Source organism: Bradyrhizobium sp. LB14.3 (assembly GCF_040547985.1).
Lineage (GTDB): Bacteria > Pseudomonadota > Alphaproteobacteria > Rhizobiales > Xanthobacteraceae > Bradyrhizobium.
The window spans coordinates 272,624-294,665 of sequence record NZ_JBEPQT010000006.1 but is presented as its reverse complement, the minus strand read 5'-3'; the positions used below and the strand labels follow the sequence as shown (position 1 = coordinate 294,665).

The window sequence follows — 22,042 nt, the reverse complement described above, 5'->3', positions numbered from 1 at the left end:
AGTTCACAGTGTCCGCGCGTATCCTCGTCGTCGATGACGTCCCTGCCAACGTCAAGCTGCTCGAAGCCCGCCTGTCCGCCGAATATTTCGACGTGATGACCGCCTCGAACGGCACCGAGGCGCTGGAGATCTCGCGCCGGTCCGAATGCGACATCATCCTGCTCGACGTCATGATGCCGGACATGGACGGTTTCGAAGTCTGCCGCCGCCTCAAGACCGATCCGGCCACGCATCACATCCCCGTCGTGATGGTCACCGCGCTCGACAGCCCGTCCGACCGCAACCGCGGGCTGGAAGCCGGCGCCGACGATTTCCTCACCAAGCCGGTCTCCGACGTCGTGCTGATCGCGCGCGTGCGCTCGCTGACGCGGCTGAAGATGATGACCGATGAGCTGCGCATGCGCGCCATCACCTCGCTCGAGATCGGCATGCAGGCGCCCGAGCGCACCGCCGTGGCCGACACCGGCAAGGGCGGCCGCATCCTCCTGGTCGACGACCGCCAGTCCTCCTATGAGCGGCTGGCGACGATCCTCGCCGCCGAGCACACTATCGACGTCGAGCCGAACCCGACGGAAGCGCTGTTCCACGCCGCCGAGGGCAATTACGACCTCCTGATCGTCTCGCTCGACCTCAACAATTTCGACGGGCTGCGGCTATGCAGCCAGGCGCGCTCGTTGGAGCGTACGCGCCACGTGCCGATCCTGGCGATCGCAGATCCCGAGAATTCGACGCGGCTGCTCCGCGGCCTCGAGATCGGCGTCAACGACTATCTGCTGCGTCCCATCGACAAGATCGAGTTGCTGGCGCGCGCCCGCACCCAGATCCGCCGCCGCCGCTACACCGATCATCTGCGCGACAACGTGCAGAACTCGATCGAGATGGCGATCACCGATGCGCTCACCGGGCTGCACAATCGCCGCTACATGGAGAGCCATCTCGCGACGCTGGCCGAGCAGGCCGCGACCCGCGGCAAGCCGCTCGCGCTGATGATCCTGGACATCGACTACTTCAAGTCGATCAACGACAATTACGGCCACGACGCCGGCGACGACGTGCTGCGCGAATTCGCCGTGCGGGTGCGCAAGTCGATCCGCGGCATCGATCTCGCCTGCCGCTACGGCGGCGAGGAATTCGTCATCGTGATGCCGGAGACCGATCTCCACGTCGCCGGCATGGTCGCCGAGCGGCTGCGCCGCTCGATCGCGGGCGAGCCGTTCGCGATCCACAAGGGCACCAAGCGCATCGAGGTCACGATCTCGATCGGGCTGACCACGCTGGAGCAGAAGGGCGAGGCGGTTGGCGACGTCCTCAAGCGCGCCGACACCGCGATGTATCGCGCCAAGCACGACGGCCGGAACCGCGTGGTGTCGCAGGCCGCGTGAGGTCGCTTGCACAGGGCCGCGCGAAAAAAAGCGAAAACAACCCCATGCACAGTAGCCGGTGATAGTGGAATCAACGGCTTACGTCGGCCGCAAAACGGCTGATGCAGACAGCAACGCCGTTTGACTCGTCGGGCAAAACAGGGGCATGCTGCTAGCATCCCGAACGTCAACAAACTGCGCCGTCATTCCCCGCGACCCGGCTACGCCAAGGCTTCGCCGAGGTGAGGTCCAGTGGCGCCGAAGCTTTTAGCGTGGGCGGCAGGCGGGGAATCCAGTCCGCCGCAGCGTCTACACATCGTGGTTGGACTCCACAGGTTATCCGACGGGCGGAGTCGCGGGCAGAACCGGAGCTGGGTTGTTTCCTCAGATCAGCAGCATCTTGCCGGTGACGGCATGGACTGGTTCTCGCAACGGTGCAGGTAGCGAACGCACTGATGGCCGCAGCGGCCTGATCCGCTCCCCGGCACTCCCTCAGGGAAGTGCCAAGCGCTTAGGAGCCAGACGCGGAATAATCGAGGGGGAGCCGCCGCGCAAGCACAGCCCGCCGGCGTCGCTCCGCTTGTTCGATCTGAAGTCGAAGATTTTCCAGCTCTGAGAGTTGTGAAGAGAGGTCGTTCAACCGTTGGGCCAAAAGGATCGTGCGAAATTCCTGTATTTATCGCCCCAGCACTAAAGCCATTCCAAGACTTCAGAGTATTCATCGGGCGGGCGCAACTTCATTAAAGCATGTGAATCTGGAGCAAAAGGACCCCAGCTTCAGGGCGGTGAAGCTGGGGCTGTCTTGAGGCTGCCCTTTGGGGAAGGCAGTCGCCCCTTGGCAAAGGGCAACGGGAAAACTTTGCCATCGGCAGGTCGTTCCAAAGCCATTCGTCGGCCGCAGAATTCCCGGATTTGTTGAGGCAAGCCGCTCCCTCAGGGGTATCGGCTCGCTCTCTTCAAAGGACCGCTCTTGGACTTTCCGAGAGCGGCTGTTTCGAATGGCTTGTCAGGCTGCCTTTTCCTTGAGTTCGAAGTCCAGGGTCCAAGTAGAATTTCCCGGCTGCCTTCGGAATATCCATATCGTCACGGTCGAACCGGGTGGGATGACGATGCTGTCCCCTTCGTGCATCGTGAATTGACGGATGTTGCTTTCGGTCGCCCAAATCGAATGGGAATAAACGTCCTTGTCGCTGGTCTTTGTGCACCTCAGAACTCCTCCGTTCAAAACGGCGCGGGTGGCGGTCTGGCTGAGGGACGAGTCCATGTGGATGGTAGTCATCGGCAATCTCCAAGGGCATGAAAAACGCCGGATGCTTCCTTGGGTTGTTGTCGCGTGTCAAGCGTCACCCGAGACCTTCCACTCCTTCAAGCCGCTTGATATGTATCGACAAATCGAAACCGCCGCCGCCCTGGGAGGCGACGGCGGTTTTAGCCAAAGGTCCTAATAAAAGGTGGGGCGGCCACCCAATACTACGCTCCGGTGGCGCATGAGCTTGTTCAATATCGAGGCGGAGCGCAAGCCGTTCCACTCAGGGACGAAGCCTCAGGCGACGTTCGGCAGGTGGGACGGTTACGAGCGTCAGGACAGATATCGATTTTCGAGACTTCGGAGTTTTTGAGTTCGATCGTAGTGTAGGTGCACCGCAGGCGCGTCGCTCCGCTTCTTTGATCCGAGTTCGAAGTTCTTCCAATTCTGAGAGCTGAGAATTGAGTTCGTTCAACCGTTGGGCAAAAAGGAGACCGGTAGAGTTCTTCATCAATGCCTCCAACACAAAGCCGCTGAAAACTCTTAGCAAAAGAAAGGGCAGGCAGCCGAACTAGGCGGTGAACCGAAGGAAGGTATCGGATTTTAGCCCTGCTTTCTGTGCACTTTTATGAAACTGCTCACATTTTCCGCTGCATTCGAACTTCGGCCCGATTGTAGGGTGCCGATCCACTCCCTCAGGGATATCGGCTCGCTCTCTTCAGGGGAGCGTCTCTCGGGCATTGGACCGATCTCTTCGTCCCAGCGCTTGGAGAGGTTTAGGGGGAAGCCCACCATCCGTCGGGGAATGGCTCCAGCAAAGTCCAATCGACTTGGTTGTCGTTGTCAGGCGGGCTGATAGCTCCTGCATTCCTGCTTGGTGGCGCGTGGCGACGGAGGCGGACAGACAGGGCGCCCGGTTCACGCCTTCGAAGGCGGCGCGAAGCAGGATGTGTCAAGCGTAATGGAGGCACACCGCGGGCGCTTCGCTCTGCTTCTTCGACTAGACCTCGAAGATATTCCAATTCTGAGAGCTGAGAAGTGAGTTCGCTAAGTTGTTGGGCATAAAGGATTGCGCGAGAGCTTTGCATAAATGTCCTCCCCAGCACAAAAACACTATCGGGAAAAAGTAGAAAACTACCATGGGCGAACATCGGATTTCAATACGTCAGGCTCACTGCCTCAGGGGCGCTGGTTCGGCCAGCGCGGTCCATGACGCGCTCAGGAAGATGTCGGCTGGCCCGGAGGCGATTGAGTGCTCGGGGGCGACTGCAATGGAGGCACAATGCAAGCGCGTCGCTCCGCCTCTTCGACTTTAAGCCGGAGATCTTTCAGATCTGACAGTTGAGAAGAGAGGTCGTTAAACCGTTCAACAAGAAGGGTCGCGTGATCAGCTTGCATCAACGCCTCCTGAGGTCTGCAGACCAAATTGTCCAGACAGCAAAAGGACCCCAGCTTCAGGGCGGTGAAGCTGGGGCTGTTGAGGCTGCCCTGGGGAAGGCAGTCACCCCTTGGCAAAGGGCAACGGGAAAACTTTGCAATCGGCAAGTCGTTCCAAGCCCATTCGTCGGCCCCAGAATTCCCAGATTGTTGACGCAAGCCGCTCCCTCAGGGTTCGGGCGCGTGCTCGCCTATCCGGGCCTCTTGCGGCGAGCGGATCGGGCTCTGATCTTTCAGCTGCTTCAGGGATACCGGGCCGCCCGCTTGCCTGGCTTCACTGCAGCCTTATCTCCCACATCCACCCCCGCATTCCGCAGCAGCACCTTCGCCGCTTCCTTCGCCGCGCGCGCCATCGCGGGATCGTCGCGGACGAGGTCCTGCGCGATGGAGCCGTCGACCAGCAGCACGAGCTGCGTTGCCAGCGCCTCCGCGTCGGTAACGCCGAGTTCATTCAGCCGGTCGCGAAACCAGATGCGGCGGCTTTCCTTGAAGGCGATGGCGATCTTCTTCACGGCGCGGTCCGCCGGGCCAAGTTCGGCGACCGCGTTCACGAACGGGCAGCCGCGGAAATCCTTGGCCGCAAAACGTCGCTCCAGCGAATCGAAGGTGGCGAGGATCTGCTCGGCCGGGGGCTTGTCGGAGGTGCGGGGCTGCACGAAGCGGCGTTCGAGATACGCCGTGATCAGCGCGTCCTTGGAGGGGAAGTGGTTGTAGAGCGTGCGCTTGGAGATGCCGATCTCGGCCGCGATGGTGTCGACGCCGATGGCGCGAATGCCTTGCAGATAGAACAGCTTGTCGGCGGTCTCGAGGATCCGCTCTTTCATCGTCTGTGGGGCGGGCGGGGGAGCCATGCGGCGGTGAATGTCCTGTTCGCTTGACAGCGCACGCTATCCATAGCCTAAGTACACAGGTCTGTGTAATCAAAATCAACGAGCGATGCAGACAACGGCGCGCGCGCCGCGCCGATGAGGGAGAAGAAAATGCCCCTGCTGCAGGTCCTGCGTCCGACATTGCCTATCCTGATCGGCGCCTCGATCATGCTGACGCTGAGCATGGGGCTGCGGCAGAGCCTCGGCATCTTCATGCAGCCGCTGACGCACGACATTCATCTGTCGATCTCCGACTTCACGCTGGCGCTGGCCGTGCAGAATCTCGCTTGGGGCTTTCTCCAGCCGCCTATCGGCGCGCTGACCGTGCGCTACGGCTTTCGTCCGATCATGATCGCCGGATCGTTCATGTACATCGCGGGCCTGGTGCTGATGGCGACCGCCAACGGGCTCGTCAGCATCATGATCGGCGCCGGCGTCCTGATCGGGACGTCGCTGGCCTGCACCGCGGCTGCGATCGCGATGTCGGTGGCGGCGCGCGCGGTGCCGGCGACGGTGCGCTCCACCGTGCTCGGCATCGTCTCCGGAGCGGGCTCGCTCGGCGCACTGCTGTCGGCGCCGATCGGGCAGATGCTCAACGAGGGATTCGGCTGGCGCGCCGGCCTCGCCGGCTTCGTCGTCATGTCGGTGCTGATGATCCCTGCGGCCTGGTATGCCGGGCGTGTCGACGCGATCCCGCTGCCGAAGCCTTCAGCCGATGACATCGGCGATGCAACGGCCGCGACCGCGGCGAGGACCGCGTTCGGCAACGCATCCTTCGTGGTGATGACCTGCGCCTATCTCGTCTGCGGCATGCAGCTCGTGTTCCTCACCACGCACCTGCCGTCTTATCTCGCGATCTGCGGCCTCGACCCGATGCTGAGCGCGCAGACGCTGGGCATGATCGGCGGCTTCAACGTGCTGGGATCGCTGTTCTTCGGCTGGGCCGGCCAGCGCTGGAACAAGCTGGCGCTACTCGGCGGCATCTACATCCTGCGCTCGCTCGCGCTCGCCTGGTACTTCATGCTGCCTGCGACGCCGGCCTCGACGCTATTGTTCGGCGCGATCATGGGCTTCCTCTGGATGGGCGTCGGCCCGCTGGTCGCGGGCGCGGTCGCCGAGATGTTCGGCTTGCGCTGGCAGGCGATGATCCAGGGCCTCGCCTTCATGAGCCACCAGATCGGCAGCTTCCTCGGCGCCTATGGAGGAGGGGTGATCTACGACGCGCTCGGCTCCTACACCATGGCCTGGCGCATCGGCGTGGCGCTCGGCCTCGCCGGTGGCATCATCCAGGTCGCGTTCGCGCTGATCCGGCCGTCGCAGCCCCCGGCGCCGGTGTTACGGACGGCGTAGGCGGGGCGTGTGGTCGCTATCGTCAGCTTGCGAGCTTTGAACGGACGCCACGCTGCTTGGTCGTGATGGGCCGCTTGTGACCCAAGCCGGCATGAAGGCCCTGATGAAGGTCCGCATAAAAATCCATTCAATGCCGAAAATGCATAGTCCTAAAAATGGCTATGCGCCAATCTTCGACCGGTGAATATCCCCTCAACCCGGCCGCTGCAAAGACTGCTCGCCGGCCGAACACCAAGTCGAAGTGACGTGCTTACGGCCGATTGATTTAGGTCCGTGCGCGACGCGAACGACAGACGAAGACCACAGACGAAGACCAGGGAGACGACTCATGAAGCTGGCTCGACAAATCTGGATCTGTATTCTTGCGCTTGGCGCTGCGATTGCGGTCGCGGGTGCACCGGCGTCCGCTCAGCAGCCACTCGACGGTCGGGTTCTCTTGGCAGGAGAGCCGATTGGCGGGGCGACAGTCACTCTTTGGGGGGCGGGTCCAGACGCGCCCGCCCAGCTCGCGCAGGCGCAAACCGGCGCAGATGGCCGTTTTGCGCTTAGCGCTCCACCTGCGGTCGGAAATAACGCGACGGTTTATCTGGTCGCCAAAGGCGGCACGCCCAGAGCAGTCACGAGCCAAGGCGCCACCAATGCCATCGCACTGATGGTATTGCTCGGGAATCCCGCACCCAGAACCGTCACCGTCAACGAGCTTACCACTGTGGCCTCGGCGTTCGTTGCCGCGCAATTCATCAAGGGAGAAGCGATCTCGGGTAATCCGCTCGGACTGCGGATTGCTGCCGGGAATGTCTCGAATTTGGTTGATCCCGCGACCGGTGGGTGGGGCAAAGTGCTTTTGGACCCGCTCAATAGCACCCAGACGACGACGCTCGCGAACTTGGACACCCTCGGATCGCTCGTCACGGCGTTCGCCACGGTAGCCAACGACGATTGGCGAGCCCGCTTTCTTAAGGCTGCAACCCTCCCCGACGGAACGACGCCCAAGAACACCATTGATGCAATGGCTAGTATCGCCCGCCAGCCATGGGCTCAGCCTAAGGAAATCTTTGCGTTGTTCGACGAGGCGTATCCGCAACCCAAGGATGGGTCTCGACGAAAGGCTCCATTCGTGCCGTATCTGGCCTACGTTCCGGATGATTTCGTCCTGTCGCTTTGCTTCGCTGGAGGCGGCGTTTATTCGGCCGGCCGGCTGATGTTTGACGCCGAGGGCAATCTCTGGAGCGGACAAAACTGGATGGCCGGGTCGCAGTCGGGCGTCAACCAGAGTATCGGCGGCGGTGTGGTCAAACTTTCTCCCAACGGAACCGCTCTTTCGCCCCCGATCACCGGCTTCACCGGGATGGGGATTGACGGAGTCGGCTGGGGCACCGCCGTGACGAAAGACAAGGTGTGGGCCACAAGCTTCGACGGGAAGATCCTCGTACTGGATTTCGACGGTCGTCCCATCGGTACAGAGAACGACTTCCCGTTCAAAGAAAAATTTCTCGGCCTGATGGGCATCGGGGTCGCCGCGAATGGAGACGTCTGGATAGCCGACGGGTCGGACAATCAGTTGCTGTACTTTCCTGGCGGACGAGTGAAGGACGGCCGGATCGTAAAAGTCGCCGGACTGAAGTCTCCCTTCGACATCGTTATCGATGCCCAAAATCGCGTTTGGGTCAGCAACTCCCAGTCGGACAAGGTCGTGCGGTTCCCCGCGGACGATCCCTCCAAAGCGGAGTCATTCCGCGCCGGGATCGGTGTTCGCGCGCTCGCGCTCGACTCGAAGGGCAACGTGTGGGTCGCGAGTAATATGTCGCTCGACTTTCCGCCGCCCGTCATTCCGGATGGCGCGTCGATCATGGAGCAGTTCAAGATTGCCGCCGGACATATGCTCAAGGTCCTCGAAAGCAATCCCACTATGGTCACCGGCGTAGTCAATATGATCCGCCCCGATGGCTCTCAGCCTGCTTCGACCGGTTTCACCGGTGACAAGGCAGTCAGCGTGCCCTGGGGCTTGAATATCGACGGCAATGACGACGTATGGATCGGCAACTTCTGGGGCCGTGGGTTGGTGCTGATGGCTGGAGACAACACGAAGGGCCATCCGGCAGGCACAAAGACGGGTGATGTCATCCACGTTTTCAAAGGCGGCAGCATCCAGATGCTGACCGACGCGTCGATCGACGCGGCCGGCAATGTTTGGGCGGCAAACAACTGGAACGACCTCAACGGCGCTGCCTCACCCAATCCCGTTCGCTCGACTTCGACGTGGGGTGGAGGTTTGGGCATCACCGTCATTTACGGAGTGGCAGCTCCCGTGCAACCGCCACGCATGGGAATGATGCGTAAGCCATAACTGTCGTGATTGCTTGCCGCGCAAGAGTCAGGTCGCGGAGGTTGCCCTATCGTCAAGGAGTGTGAAGGTGAGTAGAAAACTTTGGCTTGGACTGCTGGCATCAGTTGCCGGAGTTACGATTGCCGCCGCGCCGGCGTTTGCACAGAAGAAGCCCAATATCGTTGTGCTGATGACCGACGACACCGGTTGGAACGATTTCGGCGCCTACACTGGCGGCGGGGCGGCTCTTGGTCACCCGACGCCGAATATAGACCGTGTCGCAAAGGAGGGCGCTCTGTTTACGTGCTGGTACGGCCAAGCCAGTTGCACAGCCGGCCGCTCTTCGTTCATGACAGGGCGCATTCCGATTCGCTCGGCATTGTCGGTGGTCGTTGTTCCCAGCGACCGCAATGGCCTGAAGAAAGAGACACCGACGATCGGCGAGTTTTACCAGAAGAACGGTTACTCGACCTTCTACTCGGGCAAATGGCATCTTGGTGACGCGCCCGAGTTCTATCCGACCGAGCACGGCTTCGACGAGATGCAACACTTTGCTGCCTATTATCCGGGTGTTTACGCCTACAGCGACACGTCACCTGACGCGCACCCGTGGTTTCCGAAATACAACCCACAATATTGGGCGATGTATCGGAAAGCTGTGAATCTTTACGAGTGGTCCGGCACAGCTGGCAAGCCCGCGGTGAAGGGCGACGAGATCACGCTGAGCAACCTTTCCGAATTTGATGTTCGCCAGACCGAGACGGCGATCGACTATATCAAGCAGCACGCCAAGGACAGCAAGCCGTTCTTCATGGACATCAACTTCATGAAAATGCATCAGCCCAACAGGCCGAGCAAGGCATTCGTCGGCAAGTCTCACCTCGGCAACTATTCGGACGCGATGATGGAGCTCGACTCAGATGTCGGCCGGATTATGGACACGATCCGGGCCGAGGCGCCGGATACGATCGTCATCATCACAGCCGACAACGGCGCCTGGCAGGACGCCTGGCCCGACGCCGGGACCCATCCGTTCCGCGGCGAAAAAGGATCACCATTCGAGGCCGGGTGGCGCGTTCCCGGTATCATGTGGTCGCCGGGCAAGATTCCGGCAGGGATCGTTTTGACTGAAATGATGTCGCATATGGACGTGTGGCCCACAACCGCGGCGATGGTCGGGCTAAAGTCTCCGACAAAGGGCGAGACGACAGATAACAACGGAAAGCCGATCTATTTCGACGGTATTGACAACAGCGCCTATGTGACGGGCAAAGCGGAACATTCGGCGCGCGATTCTTGGATCTATATCGACGGCGAGAACTTCAACGGCGTTCGCGCGGACATCGGCGGCGACCCGGATGCTCCTTGGCTGAGGATCGCGTGGAAGATGGTCTATACCTCCAAGGATACTTGGATGGGCCCGGAATTGAACATGGGCGCGGTTCCTTCGATCTACAATTTGACCATGGACCCGTTCGAGAAATACGACATGACCTTCAATGGCGCGACGCCAACGCGCAACCCGACGTCCTCTCCGGGTCGTTACGCAGGCATGGATAATGGTTGGGCCGCATCGCTGTTGGACTTGCCGCTCCAGGAATTCAACAGGTCCATCGTAAAATATCCGAACATCAAGCGCTTCCCGGGAGGAGCCTCGACTGATCTCCTGCCGAACTTGCAAAATCCGGAAAATCCTGTGCCAGCGCTTGATGGGAACAACCCGACAAGACAGCTCAAGATGCAAGGGGATTAGAAGCCGTGGTTCGGACCAGGCGGTTGCTTCCATCTGGTCCTTCCATTGGTGACGCAATCAGAATCGGCGTGCGTCAGGATCATCTGATCCCGGCAAGGATAGCGTGGTTCGGCTTCCGAAGGCGGAGAGCTATTCGGGCGGAGCACAACCGGCAGGTATTCCCATGAAGGGTTTGGATATCTTCATCATCAACACGATCAAACCATTTCTCATCGTGTTCGGCATTGCTACCGGCCTGTCATTGCCGTTCGCCATCGACATCCACCTTCTGACGCCGATGTTTGGCGGCCTCGTCGACTATACGCCTTCCAGCGTGCCAGCCCTGCGGCACTGGGGCATCATGGTCTTCGGGATCGGAGTGCTGATGGTGGTCGCTGCCTTTCGCCCATGGCTGCGCTTCGAGACCATGGTATTCAGCGCCATCGAGAAAGCTTTCATGGTCTTCTTGTGCATCAGCAATTTTGGGCAGCAGCCATGGGCCAAGGGCTACCTGCTTCCCTTTCTGCTCGACTCGACCATCGTCGCGTACAGCATATTGTTTTTCATCAGCAGCCAAGGGCGTCCGGAGTCGTGGTCGAGAAGCAAGATGATTGATCGATAGTCATGGCTGAGATCAACATGACCGAATCGATCATCTTGTCCTGATCACCTCGACTGGACCTTGGCGCGACGACGGGCGATCAGGAAAATCTTTGTAGTCAACTGGCGGACTTCTCAAGGTCTCCGAAGGCATTTCACCAAACAACGTTCGATAGGCGACCGAGAAGCGACCCAGCTCCCAAAAGCCGTGATCGGTGGCAATTCGGGTTACCGTTGTCGTCGAAGGAATCCCTTGCACCAGCGCGCGACGGGCAAGGTGCATTCTCCGCAAATTGAGGTAGCGGACAGGGCCCATTCCGACGTGCTCTTCACAGGCGAATCGCAGAGTTCTTTCTGCTACGCCGACGGCCGCGCATACGTCGGTCAGATATAGGGGCTTGTTTGGGTTCGCTTCCAGGAACTCTTCGAAGCGCGCGACGACGGTTTCATAGCGAAGATTGCGGCTGTTGGGCGTTGATATAATGCTGTCGGTCAAACATCTGATCAACACGTGAACAGATTGCTGTTCAAATGCCCGAACAAGTTCCGGAAGTTCGAAAAAGTTTGGCGTGGTCTTGGCAATGTGTTCTGCCGTCTCATGGAGCGCCAGCAATCGCCTCACGAGGTCTGGCCTTGGCCGAATGACGTGTTTGGTGCGCTCAATATCAAATTCGCGACCTGCTATCGCCTTGCTCGCCCTTACTAGTTCTTCCGGCGCAAGAGAAATACATCCGAGGTGGAAATCTCCCGTGGTCCTCATGTGCTGTACTTCGTAGTCTTCCGAGATCAATTCACCTTGCGACAACAATCGGCCGCAGTGATACACCTCTGGCTGAGCTTCCGAGAGAAAGGTGAATACCTTGCGGCCGGGCCGCACCGTCCCTTTGTGGACACGTGGCAATTGTTCATGAAATCGCTGCATCCACAATTCGTTCATCACGATTTGCGTCACCTGGCCTCGAAATTCTCCCTTGGCGGTGGGAAATATTCGCATGTCGGAGGCACGAACGTTCGTCTGATACGGGAACGGATCGGTAAAGCTGAGAACTTTGCTCCAAGCCATTTTCCAATCTCCACTCAGCAATTACTAGGTGCGACGGTCGGATCGAGCGCCTGTCCCAGGAAACAAAAATCGACGAGAACTATGCAACGGTAGCAAAATAGAAGTTAGAAGAATCTGCCGCATTTGCATAGCTCCCGGTTGCGTCAGTGTGACAAGCTAATCCAGCGGGACACAAACAATGATCCGGGAACGCCTCGGGCCGGCATCGGTTGGGAACGACCAACTCGAATGCTTTGAGGGCCGCTATGCAAGAGGAACACCTGACCATCGACCAGTGCGACGAACTCGCGAAAGCCCTGCGTGAAGATGCCGCTCGCTTACCGCATGGACCGGAAAGGGAAAACCTTTTGCAATTGGCGAAGGGTTACCACGCCCTTGCAAACATGAAAAAAATGGTTCTTGCTGCGATGAATTGACTGTGTCCAATGGCCGATGATGGCGGTTATCGGCCCGTTGTCGACATCGAGCGACTCGGCTTCAGCGTAGTCTTCTGCGCGCATAGCGGACGCGACATTTCCAGAAGCACGCGTCCTCGCGCTCTCGCGCCCCGGACGCAGCGCAGCGCTTCTTCAGCGGTGCGCTGCAGAGCCGGGGCCCACGTCTCCTGCATCGTGTTGTGTTGCTTTCTGGATCCCGGCTCGGCGCAGCAGCGTTTCACGCTGCAGCGCGTCCGGGACACGAGAGAGAACGTGCGGGGCGCAGTCGCAGCCCTCGCGCCAACGCCGGGCGTCTGGTTGCCGGCCGCCTTTCCGGAAGCTTTCCGAAATGTGAAAGCGCTTGCATCAGCGCAGACACGGAGAGAGGCACAAATAAAAACGGGGCCGGAAAGGGCCCCGCAAAACTCAGCAGCGTTTAGCCGATCTTACTTGATCTTGGCTTCGCGGAATTCGACGTGCTTGCGCGCGACGGGATCGTACTTCTTCTTGACGATCTTGTCGGTCATGGTGCGCGAATTCTTCTTGGCGACGTAGTAGAAGCCGGTGTCGGCCGAGGACACGAGCTTGACCTTGATGGTGACCGCTTTGGCCATGTTCTGAACCTCAACAATAAGGGAATCTGGAGCCGGCCAAACGGCCCGCGTTGGGCGGCAACCTAGCCAGAAACCGCCTGATGTCAAGATTTTAGGGGTCGAAAAGCACTCAAATCGGCCCGATCACCCCTCGAAGAACCGGTTTTTCGGCCGCGGCAGGCCCAGATTCTCCCTCAAGGTGGGCCCTTCATACTCTTTGCGGAAAATCCCGCGCCGCTGCAGCTCCGGCACGACCTTGTCGACGAAGTCGTCGAGGCCGGCGGGCAGGAACGGGAACATGATGTTGAAGCCGTCCGAGCCGCGCCCGACCAGCCATTCCTCCATCTGGTCGGCGATGGTTTTTGCGGTGCCGACGAAGGACAGCCCGCCATAGCCGCCGACGCGCTGGGCGAGCTGGCGCACCGTGAGCTTGTCGCGCGCGGCGAGGTCGACCATGCGCTGCCGGCCGCTCTTGCTGGCATTGGTCTCGGGGATTTCGGGCAGTGGTCCATCGGGATCGAAGCCGGAGGCATCGGTGCCGAGGATGACGGACAGCGAGGCGATGGCGCTGTCGTAGTGCACGCGGCTGTCGAGCAACGCACGCTTCTCCTTGGCCTCGTCGACGCTGTCGCCGACCACCACGAAGGCGCCGGGCAGGATTTTCAGATGCTCGGGGTCGCGGCCGATCTTCTCCATGCGGCCCTTGATGTCGGCATAGAGCTTTTGGCTGTCGGCGAGGCTGCCGCCGCCGGTGAACACGGCCTCTGCTGTCTCGGCCGCAAGCTGCCTGCCGTCTTCCGATGCGCCGGCCTGCACGATCAGCGGCCAGCCCTGCACAGGGCGGGCGATGTTGAGCGGCCCGCGCACCTTCAGATATTTGCCGTTGTGATCGAGCACATGCATCTTCGCGGGATCGACGAACACGCCGCTTTCGACGTCGCGCACGAAGGCGTCGTCGGCGAAGGAATCCCAGAGGCCGGTGACGACGTCGTAGAACTCGCGGGCGCGCTTGTAGCGCTCGGCGTGTTCCATGTGGTCGTCGAGGCCGAAATTCAGCGCGGCATCCGGATTCGAGGTGGTGACGATATTCCAGCCCGCACGTCCGCCGCTGAGATGGTCGAGCGAGGCGAAACGCCGTGCCACGTGATAGGGCTCGTCAAAGGTGGTCGAGCCGGTCGCGATCAGGCCGATGCGCTCGGTGACGGCGGAGAGCGCCGACAGCAGCGTGAACGGCTCGAACGAGGTCACGGTGTGGCTGCGTTTGAGCGCGTTGACCGGCATGTTCAAGACGGCGAGGTGATCGGCCATGAAGAAGGCGTCGAACTTGCCGGCCTCGAGCTTTCTAATCAGCGTCTTGATGTGGCCGAAATTGAAATTGGCGTCCGGCCAGGCCCCGGGATAGCGCCAGGCGCCAGTGTGGATGCTGATCGGGCGCATGAACGCGCCAAGCTTGAGTTGCCGTTGTGCCATCGCCCCGTATCCGTTCCTTGTGTGGTTGGAGAAGACATAGGCACGCCGGGGAACTCCGCCATTGGTAAGAGCGGGAAGATTTTTTTGTTTTTCGCGACGCACTCAGCACAATTCCGTCATTCCGGGGCGCGAGTCTGGAACGACGGCGAGGGGCTATCGAACCGATCCGCCGCTCGCTCCGACCAAGCCATGACTTCGGCTCGTGAGGAGGCCTTCAATGGCAGACGCTATGACCGTGGACGGCAGTATCGTCCGCATCGACCGGCCCATGCCCTGGGTCGGGCGGCTGCTGTCGTTGCCGCTGCTGGCGGCGAGCGGCTATCTGCTGTGGAATGTCGCGCTCGGCCTGCGCCAGGATTTTGCCGGCTTCGGAAGGCTCGCCGATGATCTCGTGCCGGTGCTGGTGTTCACGGGGCTCGGGCTGCTCGTCGGGATTCCCGGAATCATCCTGTTGACGTTCCGCTATTTCGTCGTGCTGAACGAGACGCTGCGCCAGATCGTCATCACCAGGCAGTTCGGTCCGCTGAATTTTCGCAAGCGTCGCGATCTCGCCGATTATCATTTCATTGGCATCACCGACGACTACGATCCGCAAGCGACGACCTACGACGTCAATCTGTGCGGCAACAAGGGTACCGAGCCGATCGCACTGATGAGCTTCACCAAGCGCGAGGAAGCCAGCCAGCTCGCCAACGAGCTCGGGCGAGCGCTGAACCTTCCCGCGCGCGACTATGTCTCCACCGAGCCGGATGCGGACGAGTAGTCAGCTCAAAATATCCTTCTGCATCTTGCCGCCGTAGAAATGGAAGAACGGCACCGGCGCATCGTGACGGAGCGGGCCGGTGGCAAGGCGCGTGTGGAGTTCGTTGAGTACGTTGCGCGTCATCGGATGCAGATCGGCGAGCGGCTTTGAGCCGAGCTCGACCCAGACCAGCTCGACAAGTTCGGCATTCGCATGGATCACGCCTTCGACGTGATGGGTGATCGCGGAGGCGTCCGCCGTGAAGAAGCGCGTGTCGAACCGCTTGACGCGGCCGGGCGGGGTGATCGCGCGCGCGATCAGGAACAGGCTGGAGGGATCGGGCAACAGGCCAGCATCCGCGAACGGCTTCCAGGCACCTTCGAGTTTGGCCTTGCCCTCGGCCTTATCTTGAATCTTGCGCCCGAGGCAGAGGCCGGTCTCCTCACAGGCTTCGCGGATCGCGGCAATGGCGAGTGACTTCGCGCGCGAGGCCGGGGTCTTCGGGCTGCCCTTGGCGAGATTGGCTTCGAGCTCGGCGGTGATGGGCGCCGCGCACGGCACGCGATAATCATCCTTGTCGACGCGGCCGCCGGGGAAGACAAACTTTCCGGGCATGAACACCACCTTGTCGTGGCGCTTGCCAACCAGGACTTTGGGAACGGCGCCGCTGCGATCGACCAGGATCAGTGTGGCCGCATCCCGGGGACGGAAATAGGGATGGTGGTCGGCTTCCTTGCCCTCGTGGATCTTTGCCTTCTCGGCTGTCTGCGACGTATCCGTCATGTCCTCACCCAAACCGCTTCTTGTTTATTTTGCTTACACCGGCGGAATACCATCCTGTGGGTTCTCGTCAAACCCGTGCATACGCAGAGCCCATTGCAATCCGACCACGGCGCCCTTGACCGGCTGCAGCAGTGCGAGCGAGGCGACGAAGGTGAAGGGCAGGTAGGCCGCGAAGCTGATCCAGACCGGCGTGGTGTAGTTGGTCTCGATCCACAAAATAGTCGGCACCACGATGTGGCCGACGATGACGATGACGAGATAGGCGGGCAGATCGTCGGCGCGATGCGGCGTGAAATCGAGGCCGCATCTGGAGCAATTGTCCGCGGTCTTCAGGAAGGCGCGGAACAGCTTTCCTTCGCCGCAGCGCGGGCAGCGGCCGCGAAAGCCGCGCTTCATGGCAGTCCAGACGTCGCGCTTCTCGACGAGGCCGGTCTCGCGGGTCCAGATTTTTGGGGCTGTGCTTGTTGTCACCACGCCTTGCCCTTCTGTCCTTTGCCTTTTCCCTTGGCCTTTTTGCCCCTACCGGGCTTCTTCTGCTTCTCCGGCTTGCCTTTCTTGGCTGGACTACGCCCGGGATGCGCCTTGAACGAGGGGCGGCGTTGCGGACCAGATGACCTGCGGTGCCGTGGCGCGGTTTCGCCCGTGGAGGACAGCAGCTCGAAGCGTAACGCGCCTGCGATGGGGGCTGCTTCGATCAGGCGGACGTCGACGACGTCACCGAGCTGATGCATGGTGCCGCTGCGCGTGCCGACGAGCGCGTGACGGCCTTCGTCATAGTTGAAATATTCCGCGCCGAGGGATCGGATCGGGATCAGGCCGTCGGCGCCGGTCTCGGCCAGCTTGACGAACAGGCCGGCGCGCGTGACGCCGGAGACGCGGCCCTGAAAACTCGAGCCGATGCGGTCGGCGAGGTGATGGGCGATCAGGCGGTCGACGGTCTCGCGCTCCGCCTTCATCGCGCGGCGCTCGGTCACCGAGATGTGGGCGGCGACCTCGCCGAGAGTTTCCGGCGTCTCGCTGTCGGGCAACGCGCCGTCGCCGAGGCCGAGCGCGCGGACCAGGGCGCGGTGCACGACGAGGTCGGCATAGCGGCGGATCGGCGAGGTGAAATGCGCGTAGCGGCGCAGGTTCAACCCGAAATGACCGTAATTCTCCGAGGAATATTCCGCCTGCGCCTGGGCGCGCAGCACGACCTCGCTCACCAGCGGAAAGTGGTCGTGGCCTTCGAGCTGCGCCAGCACGCGGTTGAACAGAGCGGGGCGCAGCGCGCCACCTTTCGTGAAGGGAACGTCGAGCGTCTGCAAAAACTCCGCGAGCGCGTGGACCTTCTCCAGCGTCGGCTCGTCATGCACGCGATAGATCAGCGGCAGCGACTTCTTCTCGAGCATCTCCGCCGCCGCGACGTTGGCGAGGATCATGAACTCCTCGATCAGCCTGTGCGCGTCGAGCCGGTCAGGCACGACGACGCGGTCGACCGTGCCATCGCTGTTCAGCAGGATCTTGCGCTCGGGCAGATCGAGATTGAGCGGATCGCGCTCGTCGCGCGCGCGCTTGACGCAGGCATAGGCGGCATAGAGCGGTTTCAGGATCGGATCGAGCAGGGGGCCTGTGGTGTCGTCGGGCCGGCCGTCGATCGCGGCCTGCGTCTGCGCGTAACTCAGCTTCGCTGCCGAACGCATCAGGATGCGGTGGAACGTATGCGAGCGCTTGCGGCCGTCGGGGCCGATCACCATCCGCACCGCGAGCGCGCCGCGCGGCTCGCCCGGCACCAGCGAGCACAGATTGTTGGAGATGCGCTCGGGCAGCATCGGCACGACGCGGTCGGGGAAATAGACCGAGTTGCCCCGGTCGAGCGCGTCGCGATCGAGCGCGGTGCCCGGCTGGACGTAGAAGCTCACATCGGCGATGGCGACGTTGACGATGAAGCCGCCTCTGTTGTGGGGATCGTCATCCGGCTGCGCATGCACCGCGTCGTCGTGATCTTTCGCGTCCGGCGGATCGATGGTGACGAGTGGGACGTCGCGCCAGTCCTCGCGGCCTTTCAGGTTGGCCGGCTCCGCCGCTTCGGCTTCGCGCTCTGCCGCGGGGCGGAATTGCAGCGGGATGTCGTGCGCGTAGATCGCGATCAGGCTGATCGCCTTCTCCGACTTGACCGAGCCGAGCTTCTCCTTGACGCGGCCTGATGCCAGGCCGAAGCCGCGCGAGCGGATGATGTCGACGCTGACGAGATCGCCGTCCTGCGCGCCGTGCATCTCGGTCGGGGCGATGTTCAGCTCGCGGTCGGCGGACTTCTTGTCGACGGGGATGATCCGTCCGCCGCCTTCGGGCAGGTTGCGGAAGACGCCGAGGATGCGGCTCTTGGCCTTGTCGAAGACCTTGATGATGTGGCCGCGATAGGCCGGGCCTTCGATCTCATCGGAGCGCTCGACGCGCAGCAGCGCGCGATCGCCGACGCCGGCCGCGGTGCCAGGCCTTGGCCGGCGCGGCATTGTGATGAGGATCTTTGGCGGTTCGCCGCCTTCGACCTCGTCCCATTCGGTGGGGGAGGCGACCAGCTCGCCGTCAGCGTCGCGGCCGGTGATGTCGGCGACCAGCGTCGGCGGCAGGCTGTCGGGCTCGGAGATGGTGTGGCGTTTTTTCTTGACGAGACCGTCGTCGGCGAGCTCGCGCAGCATGCGCTTGAGCTTGACGCGATCGGCGTTCTTCAGGCCGAACTCGCGCGCAATTTCGCGGGTTCCGACCTTTCCGGGATTTGCCTTGATGAAGGCGACGATGGCGTTCCGGTCGGGAAAGCCACGGTCATTGTTACGTTTCACTTAGCCTCTAATTGGTGCCGGCACTCTTCTTGGCCGGAGCTTTGGCGCCAGCTGCCTTGGTCGGCGACGTCTTGATGGCCGAAGTCTTGGCCGACGACGACACGGCGGCGCGCGCCTTGCTGGTGGATTCGGATTTGGGTTTGGCCGCCTTCTTCGCGGCCGGCTTTTTGGTTTTTGGCGCGGCGTCATCGCCGGCCGCGGCCTTCTTGGCCTTGGTCTTGGCCTTGGCCGGCTTCGCCGTCTTCTTCGGTTTCTTGCCGCCACCCTTGGCCGCGCGTTCGTCGATCAGCGCGATCGCCTGCGGCAGCGTGATGGCATCTTTCTCGATGTCGCTCGGGATCGTCGCGTTGACGCCGCCGGCTGTGACATAGGCGCCGTAGCGGCCACCCTTCACCGTGACGGTGCCGAGGGTGGGATGATCGCCGATCGTCTTGCCGGGATCGGCGCCGAAGCGGCGGCTCGGGCCTTTGGCGATCTTCTCCGCGATCAGCGTGACCGCGCGGTTGATGCCGATGTCGAACACCTCGTCGCCGGCCTCCAGGCTGGCATAGGTCTTCTCGTGCTTCACGAACGGCCCGAAGCGGCCGAGACCTGCCGTGATCGGCTCACCGGTCTCCGGATGCTTGCCGATCTCGCGCGGCAGCGACAGCAATTTGAGCGCAAGCTCAAGCTCGACATCGCCGGGCGAGGTGCCGTTCGGAATGCCCGCGCGCTTGGGCTTCTCGCCTTCGGCATAATCCTTGGCCTCGCCGAGCTGGATGTAGGGCCCGAACCGGCCGGCCTTGACCCAGACGTCGCGGCCGGTTTCGGGATCCTGACCAAGCGAACGGTCGGCGCTCGCCTCGCCGTCGGCAGCAAGCTGACGGGTGTAGCGGCATTCCGGATAGTTCGAGCAGCCGACGAAGGCGCCGAACTTGCCGGCCTTGAGATTGAGCCGGCCGTTGCCGCAGCTCGGACACTGCCTGATGTCGCCGCCATCCGTGCGCGGCGGATAGATGTGCTGTCCCAGCACCTCGTCGAGCACGTCGAGCACCTGCGCGACGCGCAGATCCTTGATCTCGTCGACGGCGCCGATAAAGCCGGTCCAGAAATCCTTCAGCACCTGCTGCCAGGAGATCTCGTTGTTGGAGACGCGGTCGAGCTGCTCTTCCAGATTGGCAGTGAAGTCGTATTCGACATAGCGGGCGAAGAAGCTTTCGAGGAATGCGACCACGACGCGGCCCTTGTCCTCGCCGTGCAGGCGCTTCTTCTCCAGCTTGACGTAGCCGCGGTCCTTGAGGACCTGGAGGATCGAGGCATAGGTCGAGGGCCGGCCGATGCCGAGCTCTTCCATGCGCTTGACCAGCGAGGCCTCGGAGAAGCGCGGCGGCGGCTCGGTGAAGTGCTGGGTGACGGCGAGCGACTGCCGCTTCAGTGCGTCGTTCGGGCTCATCGCGGGCAGGCGGCGGGAGTCCTCGTCCTCCTCGTCGTCGCGGCCTTCCTGATAGAGTGCGAGGAAACCGTCGAACTTCACCACCTGGCCGGTCGCGCGCAGATCCAGCGTGCGGCCGCCGGCTTTCGCCGTGATGTCGACCGTGGTGCGCTCGAGTTCGGCCGATTCCATCTGGCTCGCAATGGTGCGCTTCCAGATCAGCTCGTAGAGTCTCGCCTGATCGGCATCGAGCCTGCGGCTCATGCTGTCGGGGCGGCGGGACATATCGGTCGGGCGGATTGCTTCGTGCGCTTCCTGGGCGTTCTTGGCTTTGGCCTGGTACTGGCGCGGCGCGTCGGGCACGTAGGCGTTGCCGTAATCCTCGCCGATCACCTTGCGCGCCTGGGTGATCGCGGACGGATCGATCTGCACGCCGTCGGTACGCATATAAGTAATGAGTCCGGTGGTCTCGCCGCCGATGTCGATGCCCTCATAAAGCCGCTGCGCGATGCGCATCGTGTGCGCCGGCGCAAAGCCGTATTTGCGGCTGGCTTCCTGCTGCAGCGTCGAGGTGGTGAAGGGCGCCTGCGGATTGCGCCGGGCCGGCTTGGCGTCGACGGAGGTGACGGCAAAGGCCGCCGTTTCCAGCGCCTTCTTGAAGTCTTCCGCTTCCGCGCCGGTGCCGATGTCGAGACGCTGGATCTTCTTGCCGTCGGCGCCGATGAGACGCGCCTCGAAGGCATCGCCGCGCGGCGTCAGCAGGGTCGCGATCAGCGACCAGTATTCGCGCGCGACGAACTTCTCGATCTCCAGCTCGCGGTCGCAGACCAGCCGCAGCGCCACTGACTGCACGCGGCCGGCCGAGCGGGCGCCCGGCAGCTTGCGCCACAGTACGGGGGAGAGGGTGAATCCGACCAGATAGTCGAGCGCGCGGCGCGCCATATAGGCGTCGACCAGCGCACCGTCGATCTGGCGCGGATTCTTCATCGCGTCCGTGACCGCCTGCTTGGTGATGGCGTTGAACACCACGCGCTCGATCTTGTGGTCTTTCAGCGCGCGCTTCTCTTTCAGCACCTCCAGCACGTGCCAGGAGATGGCCTCGCCCTCGCGATCAGGGTCGGTCGCGAGAATCAGGCGGTCAGCGCCCTTCAGGGATTTTGCGATATCGTTGAGCCGGCCGGCCGCCTTGGGGTCGATCTCCCAGATCATCTTGAAATTGGCGTCGGGATCGACGGAACCGTTCTTCGCAGGCAAGTCGCGGACATGGCCGAACGAGGCCAAAACCTCGTAGGACGAGCCCAGATACTTGTTGATCGTCTTGGCTTTCGCCGGCGACTCCACAATAACGATATTCATGTAGTTCCAGTAACTTACGGGGAAAATCTGGGCCGAATTCGATGAGATTCGGGTCGGCCGTTTCGTCCCGAACATGGGTGGTGCGACCCTCGCTGTCAAATCGAGGGGTGTTGAAAGCCATCCCGATGGGAAAAGTTTCATATCGAGAAAGTTGCAAAATACCACCTTTGAGTTGCGGCCGATGTCGGCGTAATGTTTCTGCGGGGATATGGATTCGGGTGGGGTCTGGTGACTAGGCCAGGAAAGAAACGGGCGCGCGCCGCATCAGGCGCGCAGGGGGGCTTGCGTCACGAGGAACCGGGCGAGGGCGGCGTCGAGGAGGCGGTAGCCTTCATCACCGAGCAGGTCGCGGCATTGCGCAAGCTCGCCGAGCGGCACAAGCTCGACGTGCTGCATTATCTCCTGGGGATGACCAAGCTGGAAGCCGACGAGCATCTGCGGCTGCGGAGCAAGCGCAAGCTGTCGTGAGGG

General features: G+C 61.8%; 17 protein-coding genes. 8 read left to right on the top strand and 9 right to left on the bottom strand.

Annotated elements, in window-relative coordinates; all coding sequences use genetic code 11:
* Positions 1-8: 8 nt before the first annotated feature.
* Positions 9-1,382 carry a PleD family two-component system response regulator gene (locus ABIB00_RS15670; RefSeq protein WP_247444324.1) on the top strand — a complete coding sequence of 458 codons (1,374 nt, stop codon included), beginning with the start codon at positions 9-11 and terminating at the stop codon, positions 1,380-1,382.
* A gap of 985 nt (positions 1,383-2,367) precedes the next feature.
* Here ABIB00_RS15670 and ABIB00_RS15665 read toward each other — a convergent pair.
* Positions 2,368-2,640 carry a hypothetical protein gene (locus tag ABIB00_RS15665; protein ID WP_354104962.1) on the bottom strand — a complete coding sequence of 91 codons (273 nt, stop codon included), beginning with the start codon at positions 2,638-2,640 and terminating at the stop codon, positions 2,368-2,370.
* Between the two features lie 1,646 nt (positions 2,641-4,286).
* Positions 4,287-4,895: a TetR/AcrR family transcriptional regulator gene (locus ABIB00_RS15660; RefSeq protein WP_354104961.1), complete on the bottom strand. Its 609-nt coding sequence runs from the start codon at positions 4,893-4,895 to the stop codon at positions 4,287-4,289.
* A gap of 129 nt (positions 4,896-5,024) precedes the next feature.
* Between ABIB00_RS15660 and ABIB00_RS15655 the strand changes: the two genes are divergently transcribed.
* From ABIB00_RS15655 to ABIB00_RS15640, 4 genes are all read left to right on the top strand, one after another.
* Positions 5,025-6,263: an MFS transporter gene (locus tag ABIB00_RS15655; RefSeq protein WP_354104960.1), complete on the top strand. Its 1,239-nt coding sequence runs from the start codon at positions 5,025-5,027 to the stop codon at positions 6,261-6,263.
* A 328-nt stretch (positions 6,264-6,591) separates the two neighbouring features.
* The gene (locus ABIB00_RS15650) at positions 6,592-8,610 is read left to right on the top strand and encodes an NHL repeat-containing protein (RefSeq protein WP_354051595.1); all 2,019 of its coding nucleotides are present in this window, start codon (positions 6,592-6,594) and stop codon (positions 8,608-8,610) included.
* Between the two features lie 67 nt (positions 8,611-8,677).
* Entirely contained in the window at positions 8,678-10,342 is a 1,665-nt protein-coding gene (locus ABIB00_RS15645; RefSeq protein WP_247340653.1) for an arylsulfatase, read from the top strand.
* 163 nt (positions 10,343-10,505) lie between these two features.
* On the top strand, positions 10,506-10,943 hold the full coding sequence (locus tag ABIB00_RS15640) for a hypothetical protein (protein ID WP_247340650.1): 438 nt from the start codon (positions 10,506-10,508) through the stop codon (positions 10,941-10,943).
* Positions 10,944-10,973: 30 nt separating this feature from the next.
* On the opposite strand, the gene ABIB00_RS15635 is transcribed toward ABIB00_RS15640, so the two are convergent.
* Positions 10,974-11,984 (bottom strand): AraC family transcriptional regulator, encoded by a 1,011-nt coding sequence (locus ABIB00_RS15635; protein ID WP_247340649.1) that lies wholly within the window; start codon positions 11,982-11,984, stop codon positions 10,974-10,976.
* A gap of 245 nt (positions 11,985-12,229) precedes the next feature.
* Between ABIB00_RS15635 and ABIB00_RS15630 the strand changes: the two genes are divergently transcribed.
* Positions 12,230-12,400 carry a hypothetical protein gene (locus ABIB00_RS15630; RefSeq protein ID WP_247340648.1) on the top strand — a complete coding sequence of 57 codons (171 nt, stop codon included), beginning with the start codon at positions 12,230-12,232 and terminating at the stop codon, positions 12,398-12,400.
* A gap of 446 nt (positions 12,401-12,846) precedes the next feature.
* Here ABIB00_RS15630 and rpmG read toward each other — a convergent pair whose 3' ends face one another.
* A complete protein-coding gene (rpmG, locus tag ABIB00_RS15625; protein WP_247321864.1) occupies positions 12,847-13,014 on the bottom strand; it encodes a 50S ribosomal protein L33 in 168 nt (55 codons plus the stop codon).
* 123 nt (positions 13,015-13,137) lie between these two features.
* The gene (locus ABIB00_RS15620) at positions 13,138-14,463 is read right to left on the bottom strand and encodes an LLM class flavin-dependent oxidoreductase (protein WP_247340647.1); all 1,326 of its coding nucleotides are present in this window, start codon (positions 14,461-14,463) and stop codon (positions 13,138-13,140) included.
* Between the two features lie 217 nt (positions 14,464-14,680).
* Between ABIB00_RS15620 and ABIB00_RS15615 the strand changes: the two genes are divergently transcribed.
* Complete coding sequence (locus ABIB00_RS15615) at positions 14,681-15,226, top strand: hypothetical protein (protein WP_354104959.1); 546 nt, start codon at positions 14,681-14,683, stop codon at positions 15,224-15,226.
* On the opposite strand, the gene ABIB00_RS15610 is transcribed toward ABIB00_RS15615, so the two are convergent.
* Genes ABIB00_RS15610 through topA form a run of 4 tightly spaced genes read right to left on the bottom strand, consistent with a single transcriptional unit; the run spans position 15,227 to position 21,571 of the window.
* Positions 15,227-15,988 (bottom strand): NUDIX hydrolase, encoded by a 762-nt coding sequence (locus ABIB00_RS15610; protein WP_354104958.1) that lies wholly within the window; start codon positions 15,986-15,988, stop codon positions 15,227-15,229.
* Positions 15,989-16,021: 33 nt separating this feature from the next.
* A complete protein-coding gene (locus tag ABIB00_RS15605; RefSeq protein ID WP_247444317.1) occupies positions 16,022-16,462 on the bottom strand; it encodes a DUF983 domain-containing protein in 441 nt (146 codons plus the stop codon).
* Positions 16,456-18,804 (bottom strand): ribonuclease R, encoded by a 2,349-nt coding sequence (gene rnr / locus ABIB00_RS15600; protein ID WP_354104957.1) that lies wholly within the window; start codon positions 18,802-18,804, stop codon positions 16,456-16,458. Before rnr ends, ABIB00_RS15605 begins: the two co-directional genes overlap by 7 nt.
* Positions 18,805-18,811: 7 nt before the next feature.
* On the bottom strand, positions 18,812-21,571 hold the full coding sequence (gene topA, locus ABIB00_RS15595) for a type I DNA topoisomerase (protein WP_354104956.1): 2,760 nt from the start codon (positions 21,569-21,571) through the stop codon (positions 18,812-18,814).
* 282 nt (positions 21,572-21,853) lie between these two features.
* On the opposite strand from topA, the gene ABIB00_RS15590 reads away from it, so the two are divergent.
* Positions 21,854-22,039: a hypothetical protein gene (locus tag ABIB00_RS15590; RefSeq protein WP_354104955.1), complete on the top strand. Its 186-nt coding sequence runs from the start codon at positions 21,854-21,856 to the stop codon at positions 22,037-22,039.
* The last annotated feature ends 3 nt before the right edge of the window (positions 22,040-22,042 follow it).

What these genes read in the sequence shown, in the direction of transcription:
- ABIB00_RS15665 (WP_354104962.1), bottom strand. Translation starts at nt 2,640, where the DNA reads ATGACTACCATCCACATGGACTCGTCCCTCAGCCAGACCGCCACCCGC.
- ABIB00_RS15660 (WP_354104961.1), bottom strand. Translation starts at nt 4,895, where the DNA reads ATGGCTCCCCCGCCCGCCCCACAGACGATGAAAGAGCGGATCCTCGAG.
- ABIB00_RS15655 (WP_354104960.1), top strand. Translation starts at nt 5,025, where the DNA reads ATGCCCCTGCTGCAGGTCCTGCGTCCGACATTGCCTATCCTGATCGGC.
- ABIB00_RS15650 (WP_354051595.1), top strand. Translation starts at nt 6,592, where the DNA reads ATGAAGCTGGCTCGACAAATCTGGATCTGTATTCTTGCGCTTGGCGCT.
- ABIB00_RS15640 (WP_247340650.1), top strand. Translation starts at nt 10,506, where the DNA reads ATGAAGGGTTTGGATATCTTCATCATCAACACGATCAAACCATTTCTC.
- ABIB00_RS15635 (WP_247340649.1), bottom strand. Translation starts at nt 11,984, where the DNA reads ATGGCTTGGAGCAAAGTTCTCAGCTTTACCGATCCGTTCCCGTATCAG.
- ABIB00_RS15630 (WP_247340648.1), top strand. Translation starts at nt 12,230, where the DNA reads ATGCAAGAGGAACACCTGACCATCGACCAGTGCGACGAACTCGCGAAA.
- rpmG (WP_247321864.1), bottom strand. Translation starts at nt 13,014, where the DNA reads ATGGCCAAAGCGGTCACCATCAAGGTCAAGCTCGTGTCCTCGGCCGAC.
- ABIB00_RS15620 (WP_247340647.1), bottom strand. Translation starts at nt 14,463, where the DNA reads ATGGCACAACGGCAACTCAAGCTTGGCGCGTTCATGCGCCCGATCAGC.
- ABIB00_RS15615 (WP_354104959.1), top strand. Translation starts at nt 14,681, where the DNA reads ATGGCAGACGCTATGACCGTGGACGGCAGTATCGTCCGCATCGACCGG.
- ABIB00_RS15610 (WP_354104958.1), bottom strand. Translation starts at nt 15,988, where the DNA reads ATGACGGATACGTCGCAGACAGCCGAGAAGGCAAAGATCCACGAGGGC.
- topA (WP_354104956.1), bottom strand. Translation starts at nt 21,571, where the DNA reads ATGAATATCGTTATTGTGGAGTCGCCGGCGAAAGCCAAGACGATCAAC.